Genomic DNA, 12457 nt, shown 5'->3' with positions numbered 1-12457 from the left:
TCGTACGTGGTCTCCTGGATAAACGAATCCGGAAACACAGTCACCCGCCGACTCTTCAACTAGCAAAGTAAGGTGCGATATGGACCCGGAAAAGGTGTCGTCCCTGCAGGAGCAGGCCGCGCGAAGCTTGTTCGAGGCTGTAAACTCGTTGGACGAATGGCAGAGCGCGGAGTTTAGATTCGAAATCGTCGGAGGGTATGCCAGTGAGGCGACACTAGTGGACGGTGATCCTAATATCGTCTCTGCTCCGATAGATATCGGCGGGTGGCTGTATGAACTGCGCACCGAGATGGCAACTCCGAGCGGCCCGTGGTTCACCTGTACGCTGTCGTTAACACCATCGGGCGAGTTTGGCTACAATTTCGATTACGATACAGAGCCGAAGTGGGACGGTGGCCCTAGGCCGTCCGACGACGAGTACGAGCGTGATCTGCAGGAGTTTCCGCGTTCTCAGGAAGATGTTCCTGAGTGGTTCCCCAGCAACCTTTCCGAAAGGTCTTAAAATGAGCATTAACGCTAGCGTTCGGCGGGGAGTTGCCGGAGGTTTGATTGCAACGGTAATGGGCTCAGTGCTGGCTACCGGGGCGGTTTCCGCCGATCCAGAGCGTGTCGCAGCCGGGCCCTTGTCGATACCGCGAGCGGCGCTTGCGGGGTGGAACGTCTCTGGTCCCGATACAGAGGGCACGACAGCTGCCTCGGTAAAGCTGCCGGGAAAGAACTGGGCATCGGTCGTCGAACTTGGGATTACGGGAGCTGACGGTCGGACAAGCGAGGATGTGGCGCGGTCGATTGTGCTCAACGCGCCGAATACATCGGGTTACGTGAAGAACAAGGCTCGCGTGGTGGGCTTGGTCGTCACTCCGACCAACATCTCCGGTGTCCAGGCGACCCGTGCTACAGCGAGTATCGAGGTGCAGGGGGCTCCTGTGTCCGCGGATCGGTTCCACGTGGTTGTCGTGAATACTAAGCCGCAGACCTACTTCGTCTCAGCCGTCCCTTTTGAGGCTGCGGATCGGATCGCGCAGGCCAACGCGGCGGAGTCAGGACTCACCGCGAACCGCTAGAAGCTGAGATCGAACCCGGGCACCGAGATATGAATCGGTGTCCGGGTTCGATCCTTCATGAGACAACGCGGCAGCTGACCAGCTCGCCCAGGTCGAAGATGTAACGCGACCCGTGTCGGCAACAACATCACGCACTTCCCCGTTCTCGATACGGTCGAGTGCAGGCGAATCGGTGGGTCTCGACCCGCGACCGATCCCCGAGGTCCAGCACGACGCGCTCACTGCGGCCCGCGACGAGATCCTCACCGACAAGGCCTCGGGGAAGCTCGCCCTCCCGGTCCCGGCACGACAAGGCGTTGCTGTCGGCGAACCGCGCCGGTGACCACTGGTCATCACCAAGCTCGCGAAGCCGCACTGCCTGAGGCGCTACTTCGCGCGCGGGTTGATCGGCGCTGGGCCGCGACGCCGAGACGGTTCAGCGGGCGCTCGGTTCCTCGTCGGCAAGGACGCCGTTGAACACCACAGCCGCACGTGGCCTACGGCGGAGAACCGGCCCCGGCAGCAACGTGCACGCTCGCGAAGGCAGCGATGTTGCCATCTGCGGACTGGGGCCTGATTCACCCCGCCTGACGCGGTCTAGTAGTAGTACGGGAACGGGGACCAGTCAGGAGCGCGCTTCTCCAGGAACGAATCCCGGCCCTCCACGGCCTCGTCGGTCATGTAGGCCAACCGCGTTGCCTCGCCGGCGAACAACTGCTGCCCGACGAGCCCGTCGTCGGGGAGGTTGAACGCGTACTTCAGCATGCGCTGCGCCTGCGGGCTCTTGCCCAGGATCTTCGCGGTCCACTCCAGCGCGACGTTCTCCAGCTCAGCATGATCCACGACGCGGTTCACGGCGCCCATGCGGTGCATCTCCTCGGCGCTGTAGGTCTCGCCCAGGAAGAAGATCTCGCGCGCGAACTTGTTGCCCACCTGCTTGGCCAGGTAGGCGCTGCCGTACCCGGCGTCGAAACTGCCCACATCGGCGTCGGTCTGCTTGAACTTCGCGTGCTCGCGCGAAGCCAGCGTCAGGTCGCAGGTCACGTGCAGCGAGTGGCCGCCGCCCGCGGCCCAGCCGTTGACCAGCGCGATCACGACCTTCGGCATGAACCGGATGAGGCGCTGCACCTCGAGGATGTGCAGCCGGCCGCCCTCGGCCTTGACGCGGGCCTCGTCGACGCCGGCCGCGGTCGCCGCCTCGACGTCGGAGTCGTGGCTCGTCGCGTACTGGTAGCCGGAGCGCCCGCGGATGCGCTGGTCGCCGCCCGAGCAGAACGCCCACACGCCGTCCTTCGGCGCCGGCCCGTTGCCGGTGAGCAGGACCGCGCCGACGTCGGCCGTGCACCGCGCATGGTCGAGCGCGCGGTACAGCTCGTCGACGGTGTGCGGGCGGAAGGCGTTGCGCACCTCCGGCCGGTCGAAGGCCACGCGGACGGTGCCCTGCGCGATGTGCCGGTGGTACGTGATGTCGGTCAGGTCCTCGAATCCGGGGACCGGCTGCCACAGCTCGGGGTTGAAAGTCACGGCTCCGACTCTACTGTTGGGGGCGTGGTGGACGTCGACGAACTGGTGGCCGCGGCCCGCGTGGTGCAGCTGCCCATGCGGGTGCGCTTCCGTGGGATCACGGCCCGCGAGGCGCTGGTCTTCGAGGGCCCCGCCGGCTGGGGCGAGTTCGGGCCCTTCCCCGAGTACGACGACGCCGAAGCCGCGCACTGGCTGCGCGCGGGGATCGAGGCCGCGTACGAGGGCCTGCCGGAGCCGCTGCGCGACGTGGTGCCCGTCAACGCGACGGTGCCCGCCGTCGGGCCGAGCCGGGTCCCCGAGGTGCTCGCGCGGTTCCCCGGCTGCCGGGTTGCGAAGGTGAAGGTCGCGGAGCAGGGGCAGACCCTCGAGGACGACCTCGCCCGCGTCGCGGCCGTGCGGAAGGCCATGCCGGACGGCGCGATCCGCGTCGACGCGAACGGCGGGTGGACCGTCGACCAGGCCGAGCGCGCGATCGTCCGGCTGCTGGAGGGCGGCCCGCTCGACTACGCCGAGCAGCCCTGCGCCACCGTCGAGGAGCTCGCCGAGGTGCGGCGCCGGCTCGACGGTGCGTGCGATATCGCCGCAGACGAATCCATCCGGCGCGCAGGCGATCCGATGCGCGTCGCCGAGCTCGGGGCGGCGGACGTCGCGATCGTCAAGGTGGCCCCGCTCGGCGGCGTCCGCGCGGTGCTGGAGGTGGCCGATGCGCTGAAAGCCGCTGCGGGCGTGCGGGTCACCGTCTCCTCTGCGCTCGACACGGCGGTCGGGCTCTCGGCCGGGATCGTCGCCGCGGCCTGTATCGAGGACGGCAACGCCGCGGGCCTCGGCACGGGCGGCTTCTTCACCGCCGACCTCGGCGAGCACCCGCTCGTGGACGGCGCACTGCGGGTGCGGACCGTCGCGCCGGCACCGGAGCGCCTGGCGGCGGTCGAGGTGACGGGGGAGCGGCGCGCCTGGTGGCTGGACCGCCTGCGCCGCTGCCACGCCCTGCTCCGGTAGCTACTTCCAGGGCGCGTGGGCCCAGCCGAGGAGGCGGTGCGGGCGCGGGTTCGGGGCGTCGATGACCTGGATCTGGCTGCCGTCGCCGTAGCCCCGCTTGAGCCCCTGCACGGCGCCGCTGAGGTACGTCCCGTCGCCCAGGGAGATGTCCACGTGATAGCCGTAGTCGCTCTGGGTGAAGACGAGAGCGCCCCGCGGCGCGGGCAGATCCGGGTGACCGAGGCCCTTGGCGGCCAGCGCCTCGTAGAACGAGCGGGCGTGGTCGCGCGGGATCCCGGTGGCGGTGGTCCTCCCGTACGCGAAGTCGACGAAGTCCTCGCAGCCGTACTCGCCGAAGGTGTCGGTGCCGACGAGCGTCATGCCCCGCGCGATCGCGGCCTCGACGTCGGCGGCCTGCGCCGGTGGCGCGCCGATCAGCGCGAGCATCAGCGCGGACAGGGCGGCCACCAGCGTGCGTCTCATCTTTTCTTTGTAGTCCCGGGTACGCCGTCCGCGGGGGATTTCGGGGTCCGCGTCCGTCGGGAGCGACCTGTCGGTGGCGCGCGCTAGGGTGCGGGGCATGGAGAACCTGATGACCGAGCTCGGCGCCGCGATGACGGGAGAGCCCTCGGAGCGCAAGCAGAAGCTCGAGGCGACCTGGGCGCGGATCGCGCCCGGTGACCACGCGGCGCGGTGCATCGCCGCGCACTACATCGCGGACGTCCAGGAGGAGCTGGACGCCGAGGTGGAGTGGGACGAGGTGGCCCTCGCGGAGTCCGCGCACGTTTCGGACGCGGAGCTGCAGGCCGTTCATCCGTCGCTCAGCGTCGCCGGGTTCATGCCGTCGTTGCACCTCAATCTCGCCGAGGGGTACCGGCGCCAGGGGCGGTTCACCGACGCCTCGGACCGGTTGCAGACCAGCCGCGAGTTCGACTTCGCGCTGGATTCGGCGATCGATCCGGCCTACGCGTCCGGGATCCGGGAGGCCCAGGAGCGGATGGCGGCGCGCATCGCGGCGCGGGACATCACGGGGACGCTCGCGCCGGACGCGGGCTAGCCGTCGCGCAGCGCGCGGGCCGCGTCCTCGTGGCCCTGCTCGAACAGCGCGCCGATCAGCATCGTGCGCAGGGCGCGCTGTTTGACCGCGATCTCGGTGGTCTCGGGCAGCGCCGACTCGATCATCGTGAAGCCGTTGATCAGTGCGACCGCGCCGCGGGCCGTCTCGGCGTCGATCCGCGCCCCCGCGAGCGCTGACGCCGCCTGCGCGAGCTTGTCGGCGGCCTCGACGTACTCCTGAACAACGACGCGGGCGCCAGGGTCGCGGGCGGCCCGCAGGTAGGCCTCGATGAGGGCGAGGGAGTCGGGCCGGCGTGCGCGGGCGGACTCGGCGAACGCCGCGATGACCTGGTCGGGGGTGGCGTCGGTGGTGTCGAGGTACGCCGCCAGCTGCTCGAGCCGGGCGAAATCCTCCGCCACGAAGACGCGCATGGCCTCCTGCGCCAGCTCGTCGATGGAGGAGAAGAAGTAGCCGATCGACGTGGTCGGCAGCCCGGCGCGGGCGGTGACGGCGCGGTGCGTCACGGACGCGTATCCCGATTCGCCGACGATCGCCACCGCCGCGTCGATCAGCGTGCGCTTGCGCTCCAGCGTGCTCTGCCGGTGTCTGCGCTCGTCCACGCCTCCCAGTCTAGGGCTCCCGCAAAGTCTGTACAAATTTGCAGACTCGGCCTATCGTCGATCTCTGTAAGTTTGTACAAACTCGGCGTCGAGCCGGGGAGAGGGACGGCCATGACCATCGACACCACCGACGACGCCACCCGCGTCCACGCGTACGCCGACGACGTGCTCGGCACGCTCGACGCCACTGGCGTCGCCGAGGCGATCGCCGCGGGGGAGTTCGCCTCACGCGAGGCCGCGGACGCCGCGACCGCGCGGATCCGCACCGTCGACCCCGAGGTTGCGGCGGTGCGCTGGTGGGCGCGCCCGGAGGCGGCACCGCCGGCACCGTCGAGCGCTGCGCTGTACGGCGTACCGTCGGCGATCAAGGAGAACGTCCCGTACGCGGGCCTGGCCACCACCGTGGGGTCGACGGCGTTCGGCACAACTCCGGCCAAGCGATCGAGTCCGGTCGCGGAGCAGCTGCAGGCCACGGGCCTGACGATCCTGGCGTCGACGAAGATGCCCGAGTTCGGGCTGACCGCCAGCGCGGAATTCGCGAGTGGGCGTGCGCCCGTGCGGAATCCGTGGAACATCGGGTACAGCGCGGGCGGCTCGTCCTCGGGGGCGGCGGCGCTGGTCGCGTCGGGCGCGCTGCCGATCGCGCACGGCAACGACGGCGGCGGGTCGATCCGGATCCCCGCCGCGCTGAACGGCCTTGTGGGGCTGAAGGTTACGCGCGGGCGGATGGTCGGCATGCCGGAGATGCGGGTACTGCCGGTCAACGTGGTGTGCGAGGGTGTGCTGACGCGCACCGTTCGCGACACGGCCCGGTACGTCGCCGCCGCGGAGCGGCACCACCGCAACCCGGCGCTCCCGCCCGTCGGTCACGTGCGCGGGGCCGGGCGGCGCCGGCGGATCGGGCTGGTCACGGAGTCGGTGACCGACTACGGCATCGCCGACGAGTGCATCGCGCCGGTCCGCGCCCTGGCCGACGAGCTCGCCGGGCAGGGGCACGAGATCGTCGAGCTGTCGATGCGCGACCTGCGGCTCGGTGACCTGCAGCTCGATGACGGATTCGTCGATGACTTCCTGCACTACCTCGATAGCGGATTCGTCGAGGACTTCCTGCACTACTGGGGCTTCCTCGCCGCGGCGGAGCTCGCGGCCTCGGCGGTCGCCGCGGGAGGCCGGATGTCCGTCGGCGACCTGGACCCCGTGACCCGCAGCCTGCTCCGGTCCGGGCGGGAGAGCATACCGTCGATGCCCGGGGCGATCCGTCGATTGCGGCGTGTGGCAGCCGGTTACGAGCGGGGGTTCGTCGAGCAGGGGGTGGACGCGATACTGTCGCCGACGATGACCCGCACCGCGCCGAAGATCGGCGTGCTCGATCCCGCGCTGCCGTTCGACGAGTTCATGTCCCGCACTATCGCGATGGTCGGCATCACCCCGCTCAACAACGTCTCCGGCGGCCCGGCGATCTCCGTGCCGTGCGGGTTCGACGGTGCCGGGCTCCCGCTGGGCGCCCAGTTCGCGGGCCCCGCGGGAATGGAGGCGACGCTGCTCGAGCTCGCCTACGAGGTGGAGGAACTGCGCCCCTTCGCGCGGATCGACGGGTAGCGGTCGGCGAAAGTCTCGTTCAGCCGGGCGGCGCGGCGATATACGCCGTGCCGCCCAGCTGACGTGGAAATCGTGGAACCGGAGCGACGGATCAGCGGCGGAACCACCCGCGCTTGGCGGGCTGCTCGGCGGGCGCGACGTGACCGTCGCACCAGTCCTCGGGGCGGACGGTCGCGCGGACGGCGTCGACGTGGGAGCCGCATCCCGTCCAGGTGGTCTTGCCGCACACGCGGCACGTGATCGCACTGCACATGGGCCGGACCTTACGCGCTCGGCTCGGCGACGATGCCGCGGTAGTCCCCGCGATCGTCAGTCATGCGCGAACCTGATGGCCGGCAGCGCGCGGGCCAGCCAGGCGGGACAGGCCCAGGCGCGGGCACCCAGGAGACGCAGTGCGACGGGGAGGAGCACCAGCCGGACCAGGAACGTGTCGAGCAGGACGGCGACGCCGAGGATGACGCCCATCTCCTTGGGCGGCAGAGGGCCCGACAGGGCGAAGGTGAAGAACACCGCGACCATGACGCCGCCCGCCGCGAAGATCACCCGGCCGGAGTGCGCGACGGCGCCGACCATCGCGTCGCGCGCATCGCCCGTCCGCTCCCAGTGCTCCTTCGCCGACGACAGCAGGAACACGGTGTAGTCCATGGCGATCGCGAAGATCATCGCGAAGAAGAACACGGGCGCCCAGGCGTCCAGGAATCCCTGCGACTCGAATCCGAGCAGGCCGGCCCCGATGCCGTCCTGGAAGATCAGGCGGGCCACGCCGAAGGCGGCCGCGGTCGACAGCAGGCTGACCGCGGTCCCGACGAGCGCGATGAGCGGAGCGCGCAGCGCCACGAGGAGCAGCAGGAACCCGAGGGCGAGCACCACGCCGATCACGAGCGGCGTCGACGCGTCGAGTTGGTCCTTCAGGTCGAGGTTCTCGACCGCGGCGCCGCCGACGAGGGCGCCGTCGGGCAGCCCGGACCGCAGCCGGTCGACGGTGTCCGCGAGCGCCGGGTCGGAGGGGTCGACGGTGGGGACGGCGGTGATCATCGCCAGGTCGCCGTCGACGGCGGAGACGGCCGCGGGCATCGCGGCGGCGATCCCCGGATCGGCGCCCACGAGGCGGGCGACGTCGTCGGCCGCCGACGTGGGCGCGATGATCTGGAGCGTTCCCGGCGCACCGGGCCCGAAGGCGGCCTTGACCTCGTTGTACCCGATGCGGGCGCTGGCGTCGGCGGGGAGCACGGCGATCGACGGCATCGCGGTCCTCAGGCCGACGAGCGGGATCGCGAGCGCGATCAGGGCGACGAGTGCGCCCGCGCCGAACGCCACCGGCCGGCGCCACAGGAGGGCGCCCCACCGGGCGAACGACGCCGACCGGGGCTCCGACGCCTTGGACCAGGGCAGCGCGAGGGCGTCGATCCGGCCGTTGAGCTTGACCAGCACCAGGGGCAGGAGGGTCAACGTCGCGGCGAGGACGAAGACGACGGACAGCATGATCCCGCCCGCCATCGAGCGGAACGAGGGCGAGGGGACGAGCATCACCGCGGACAGCGAGATGAGCACGGTGATTCCGGAGAGGAGCACCGCCTTGCCCGCGGTGTCCATGGTCTGCGCGATGGCCTCCTGCGGGGTGCGCGTCCCACCCGCCCGGGCGGCGCGGAAGCGGGCGACGAGGAACAGCGCGTAATCGATGCCGAGGGCGAGCGAGAACATCATCGCGAAGTTCATCGCCCAGATGGAGACCGGGACGAACTCGTTGATGAGGACCAGCGAACCGGCCGAGGCGATCAGGCCGGCGAGGGTGAGGAGCAGGGGGAGCCCGGCGGCGACCAGCGCCCCGAAGGCCACGACCAGGATGGCGAGGGTCACCGGCCACGACAGCATCTCCGAGGTCAGCATCGCCTCGAGGTTGGCCGCGTTGAAGTCCGACCAGAGCATCGACGAGCCCGTCGGGTGCACCGTGACCGATTCCGTGGAGAGGGCGCCGAGCGGCCCCTTGAGGTCGGTCGCGGCGCGCACCATCTCGTTGGTGTCGGCGCCGGCGCCGCCCAGGACGACGGCGGTGCGGCCGTCGGCGCTGAGGCTCGCACCGGGCTGTGGTGCGACCACCTGTGCGATACGGGGGTCGTCCCGCAGGATGCGGGTGACCTCGGCGAGGATCCGCGGCCCGTCGCCCTCGGTGAGTGCGGTGGTGTCGCTCCGGACCACGACCTGGACGGCGTGACTGGCGTTGCCGCCGAAGTTCCGCTCCGCGAGGTCGCGGACCTGCACCGACTCGGACCCGTCGGCCTGCCATCCCGCGCCGGACAGATTCTTCTCGACGAACGGCGCGAAGATCCCCAGGCTCACGACGACCGCGATCCAGGCGATCGCGACGATCCTGCCGTGCCCGGCGACCCAGACGCCGAGACGGCCCAGCGGGCCCGGGCGCCCGGTCGAGGTCGCGGCCGCGCCGGGCGGCGTCGTGTCGGTGGTCGATGGCATGCCGGCTCCTTCGGTGTAACCCCCAGGGGGGATGCTAACGGGCCGAAGCTAGCATCCCCCTGGGGGGTTATGCAATACTGGAGCGAACGGCGAAAGGATGGAATCCATGGCGGAATTCACGATGAGCGCGACGATCGACGCGCCGTACGACGAGGCGGTGGCGCGGGTGCGCGCGGGCCTCGCGGACGCCGGCTTCGGCGTGCTGACCGAGATCGACCTCCGGGCCACTCTCAAGGCGAAGCTCGACGTCGACGTGCCGCCGAAAGTGATCCTCGGGGCGTGCCGGCCGCAGCTGGCGCACGAGGCACTCGGCATCGACCCGCGCGTCGCCGCGCTGCTGCCGTGCAACGTCGTGGTCTCGGCGGACGATGCGGCGGCGGGGGCCTCGCTCGTGGAGGTCATGGATCCGAAGGTGATGCCCGACTTCACCGGCACCGCGGCGCTGTCGCCGGTCGCCGAGGACGCGCGGCAGCGCCTCGGCCGCATGCTCGAGGGGCTGGCCGCGTGAAGATCCCGGAGGAGGGCGCGAAGCCCATCGTGACGCGGCTCAAGCGGGCGCACGGCCATCTCGCGACGGTCATCCGCATGCTCGAGGAGGGGGAGGAGTGCGAGGACGTGCTCACCCAGCTCGCCGCCGTGAACAAGGCGCTCGGCCGCAGCGGCTACGCCCTCGTCGCCACCGGCCTGCAGCACTGCATCGTGACCGAGGGGCCCGAGAACGTGGATCAGAAGAAGCTGGAGAAGCTGTTCCTCGCCCTCGCCTGAGCGGGGGCTACGCCAGCTCGTCGACGGTGACGGTGAAGTTCTGCGCGCGCAGGCGATCCGCGAGCACGTCGCCCAGCGCGACGGCCGGCGTGAGGACGCCCGCCCGCTCGGGGAGCGGCGCGCCGCCGCGGGCGGTGTCGCCGTCGAGCGCCAGTGCCAGGCTGGACTCGCCGAGCATCACCGCGGTGCCGCTGTAGCCAGGGTCCAGGCGCGCGCCGATGGTCGACCGGTAGCGCCGGCCGCCCGTCGTGCGGGTGTAGACGTCGGCGATGAACGAGCCCTTGGCTTGGGACTTCTCGCTCGGCCCCTCGCCGGGCGACGGGAGGACCCGGTCGAGGACGGGGCGCAGCGGCTTGATCGCGAGCGCCGCCATGCCCACGGCGAGCGCGCCCTGCACGGCGCGGGCGGCCACCGCCGTGACGACGGGCGGGCCGGGCACGGCCATCGTCTCGCGGTACGTGAAGTCGGGGCCGTAGGCGAAATCGAGCAGGCCGTTGGAGCGGCGCACCACGCGGGTGTTGTAGCTGGCCATAAAGAACGGCGCCAGTTTCCCGGTCAGCGACGGGTCGACGGTCTTCGCGTCCACGACCGACAGATCGCCCGGCTGCTTCGGCGTCTCGCGGGTGTGGTCGACGCTCAGCGAGTGCGGGCGCCCGGCGACGCGTCGCGCGTCGCGGTCGGTGCTCACCTCGTCGGCCAGGCCGATCGCGGAGGCGATGGTGCCGCCGCTCGCGCCGCCGCGGATCGAGCGGATGACCAGCGTCGTGGCGCCGAGCGTGCCGGCATCGTCGGCCCGGGCCCTCTCGTAGAGGAGGAAGGTGCCGAGGTCGGACGGGATGGAGTCGAAACCGCAGGAGTGCACGATCTTGGTGCCGTTCGCGACGGCCTGCTCGTGGAACTTGTCGATCGAGCGGCGCGCGAAGAGGACCTCGCCGGTGAGGTCGGTGTAGTGCGTGCCCGCGTTGACGCACGCGCCCACGACCGTCTCGCCGTACAGCGCGTAGGGGCCGACGGTGCTGCACAGCACCGTCGTGCGGGCGACCATCTCGTCGAGGGTGGAGGGCTTGTCGACATCGGCGACGACGATGCCCCACTCCCGCGCCCGCTCGCCCAGCTCGGCGCGGACCTTCTCCAGCTTGGCCTGCGTGCGGCCCGCGAGCGCGATGCGCACCCCGTCGGGCGCGTGCTTGGCGAGATGGCGCGCCGTCAGCAGGCCGACGAAGCCCGTCGCGCCGAAGACGATGAGGTCGAACTCCCTGGTACCCGCAGTCATGCCGCGATGTTAGCAGTGTTCGCACGGTTGCGCTCGCGCGTCGCCCGCCATTTCTGGAAGGCGCGGGCGGCGGCGGGGGCGAGGAAGAGCATGAGCAGCACGCGGATGAGCTGCGCGGCGACGACGAACGTGATGTCGACGTTCGACGACGCGGCCACCGCGAGCACCGCGTAGATGCCGCCGGGCGTGGTCGCGAGATAGCCGTCCAGGGCGGAGACGCCGGTCACCGCCGAGAGCGCGAACCCCAGCCCGGCGCAGCCGATCCCGACCCCCACGATGAGCAGCGTCGCCCACGGCAGCAGCCGCGCCATCGCCGTCAGTGACTCCCGGGTGAAGCCGACCCCCGCCTGCCAACCGATCACCAGGTACCCGGCGAAGACGAGCGCGAAGGGCACCGTCGCCCCCGCGGCGACGCCCGACAGCGACAGTGCGGCGGAGGCGACCAGCGGGCCGAGCAGCCCGCCGGCGGGGAGCCGCGTCGCGAGCCCGACGGCCAGGCCACCGCCCACGCACAGCGCGGTGAAACCGAGGTCGAACCACCAGGCGCGCTCCGAGCCCGAGGCGACCGACGAGGAGCCCGGCGTGTGCGGGTACAGCGCCGCGACCAGCGGCAGCGAGACCGTCACCAGCCCGACGCGCAGGTACTGGATCACGGCGACCACCCGCTCGTCGCCGCCCAGTTCCCGCGCGATCGCGACGAGCCCGGACGCGCCGCCCGCGACCAGCGCGAGCGAGCCGGTGATCGAATCGGTGTCGCGGTGCCGGCCCAGCAGCGCCCCGGCGCCGACGGACAGCAGCAGCGTCGCGAACCCGACGAGCAGCGCCGCGGGCCACCGCGAACCCAGTGCCGCGACGGTGTGCGCCTGCATGAGCGTGCCGATGTACGCGCCGAGGACGCCCTGCGCGCCCAACTGCAGCGGCCGCGGGATGGGTCCCGGCGCCCGGCCCGCGAGCGCCGCGACCACGGCGCACGCCAGGGCCGCGAACAGTGGCGCGCTGGGCACGCCGGCGGCGCTCAGCGCGGCGGAGAGGGCGCAGGAGGCGACGATCAGGCCGGTCCACCGCGTCAGCTCGCTTCGCATGACTACAAGTATCTGCTTGTGGAACACGGCGTGCAACTCGCGAA

Annotated in this window: 15 protein-coding genes; 8 read left to right on the top strand and 7 right to left on the bottom strand. The window is 71.1% G+C overall.

The window, feature by feature from the left end; translation table 11 throughout:
• Nucleotides 1-79: 79 nt before the first annotated feature.
• The 3 genes from ELY19_RS04380 (at nucleotide 80) to ELY19_RS23350 (ending at nucleotide 1386) form a co-directional block, all read left to right on the top strand.
• Nucleotides 80-502 carry a hypothetical protein gene (locus ELY19_RS04380; protein ID WP_126195118.1) on the top strand — a complete coding sequence of 141 codons (423 nt, stop codon included), beginning with the start codon at nucleotides 80-82 and terminating at the stop codon, nucleotides 500-502.
• A gap of 1 nt (nucleotide 503) precedes the next feature.
• A complete protein-coding gene (locus ELY19_RS04375) occupies nucleotides 504-1064 on the top strand; it encodes a hypothetical protein (protein WP_126195117.1) in 561 nt (186 codons plus the stop codon).
• A gap of 172 nt (nucleotides 1065-1236) precedes the next feature.
• Nucleotides 1237-1386: a hypothetical protein gene (locus ELY19_RS23350; protein ID WP_164711511.1), complete on the top strand. Its 150-nt coding sequence runs from the start codon at nucleotides 1237-1239 to the stop codon at nucleotides 1384-1386.
• Nucleotides 1387-1640: 254 nt separating this feature from the next.
• Here ELY19_RS23350 and ELY19_RS04370 read toward each other — a convergent pair whose 3' ends face one another.
• The gene (locus ELY19_RS04370; protein ID WP_126195116.1) at nucleotides 1641-2567 is read right to left on the bottom strand and encodes a 1,4-dihydroxy-2-naphthoyl-CoA synthase; all 927 of its coding nucleotides are present in this window, start codon (nucleotides 2565-2567) and stop codon (nucleotides 1641-1643) included.
• Nucleotides 2568-2642: 75 nt separating this feature from the next.
• Between ELY19_RS04370 and ELY19_RS04365 the strand changes: the two genes are divergently transcribed.
• Nucleotides 2643-3566 (top strand): o-succinylbenzoate synthase, encoded by a 924-nt coding sequence (locus ELY19_RS04365; protein ID WP_232015617.1) that lies wholly within the window; start codon nucleotides 2643-2645, stop codon nucleotides 3564-3566.
• Here the strand turns inward: ELY19_RS04365 and ELY19_RS04360 are convergent, their stop codons facing one another.
• Nucleotides 3567-4028, bottom strand: a complete 462-nt coding sequence (locus ELY19_RS04360) for a C40 family peptidase (protein ID WP_126195114.1) — start codon at nucleotides 4026-4028, stop codon at nucleotides 3567-3569.
• A 97-nt stretch (nucleotides 4029-4125) separates the two neighbouring features.
• On the opposite strand from ELY19_RS04360, the gene ELY19_RS04355 reads away from it, so the two are divergent.
• Nucleotides 4126-4602: a hypothetical protein gene (locus ELY19_RS04355; RefSeq protein WP_126195113.1), complete on the top strand. Its 477-nt coding sequence runs from the start codon at nucleotides 4126-4128 to the stop codon at nucleotides 4600-4602.
• Here the strand turns inward: ELY19_RS04355 and ELY19_RS04350 are convergent.
• A complete protein-coding gene (locus ELY19_RS04350; protein WP_164711510.1) occupies nucleotides 4599-5222 on the bottom strand; it encodes a TetR/AcrR family transcriptional regulator in 624 nt (207 codons plus the stop codon). The genes ELY19_RS04355 and ELY19_RS04350 overlap by 4 nt on opposite strands.
• A 111-nt stretch (nucleotides 5223-5333) precedes the next feature.
• Here ELY19_RS04350 and ELY19_RS04345 point away from each other — a divergent pair, with 111 nt between their 5' ends.
• On the top strand, nucleotides 5334-6821 hold the full coding sequence (locus ELY19_RS04345; RefSeq protein ID WP_126195111.1) for an amidase: 1488 nt from the start codon (nucleotides 5334-5336) through the stop codon (nucleotides 6819-6821).
• A gap of 91 nt (nucleotides 6822-6912) precedes the next feature.
• Here the strand turns inward: ELY19_RS04345 and ELY19_RS23345 are convergent, their stop codons facing one another.
• A complete protein-coding gene (locus ELY19_RS23345) occupies nucleotides 6913-7074 on the bottom strand; it encodes a DUF8730 family Cys-rich protein (RefSeq protein ID WP_164711509.1) in 162 nt (53 codons plus the stop codon).
• A 56-nt stretch (nucleotides 7075-7130) separates the two neighbouring features.
• On the bottom strand, nucleotides 7131-9293 hold the full coding sequence (locus tag ELY19_RS04340; protein WP_126195110.1) for an MMPL family transporter: 2163 nt from the start codon (nucleotides 9291-9293) through the stop codon (nucleotides 7131-7133).
• 106 nt (nucleotides 9294-9399) lie between these two features.
• Between ELY19_RS04340 and ELY19_RS04335 the strand changes: the two genes are divergently transcribed.
• On the top strand, nucleotides 9400-9801 hold the full coding sequence (locus ELY19_RS04335) for a DUF302 domain-containing protein (protein ID WP_126195109.1): 402 nt from the start codon (nucleotides 9400-9402) through the stop codon (nucleotides 9799-9801).
• Nucleotides 9798-10058: a metal-sensitive transcriptional regulator gene (locus tag ELY19_RS04330; RefSeq protein WP_126195108.1), complete on the top strand. Its 261-nt coding sequence runs from the start codon at nucleotides 9798-9800 to the stop codon at nucleotides 10056-10058. The genes ELY19_RS04335 and ELY19_RS04330 overlap by 4 nt, the downstream gene beginning before the upstream one ends.
• A 7-nt stretch (nucleotides 10059-10065) precedes the next feature.
• Here ELY19_RS04330 and ELY19_RS04325 read toward each other — a convergent pair whose 3' ends face one another.
• Together ELY19_RS04325 and ELY19_RS04320 are read right to left on the bottom strand one after the other, a co-directional pair.
• Nucleotides 10066-11331 carry a saccharopine dehydrogenase family protein gene (locus ELY19_RS04325; RefSeq protein WP_126195107.1) on the bottom strand — a complete coding sequence of 422 codons (1266 nt, stop codon included), beginning with the start codon at nucleotides 11329-11331 and terminating at the stop codon, nucleotides 10066-10068.
• Nucleotides 11328-12413 carry an AbrB family protein gene (locus ELY19_RS04320; RefSeq protein WP_126195106.1) on the bottom strand — a complete coding sequence of 362 codons (1086 nt, stop codon included), beginning with the start codon at nucleotides 12411-12413 and terminating at the stop codon, nucleotides 11328-11330. Before ELY19_RS04320 ends, ELY19_RS04325 begins: the two co-directional genes overlap by 4 nt.
• Nucleotides 12414-12457 lie beyond the last annotated feature (44 nt).

Origin of the sequence: Tsukamurella paurometabola, assembly GCF_900631615.1 — a bacterium.
Taxonomy (GTDB): Bacteria; Actinomycetota; Actinomycetes; order Mycobacteriales; family Mycobacteriaceae; genus Tsukamurella; species Tsukamurella paurometabola_A.
This window is presented reverse-complemented; position numbering and strand designations above follow the sequence as displayed.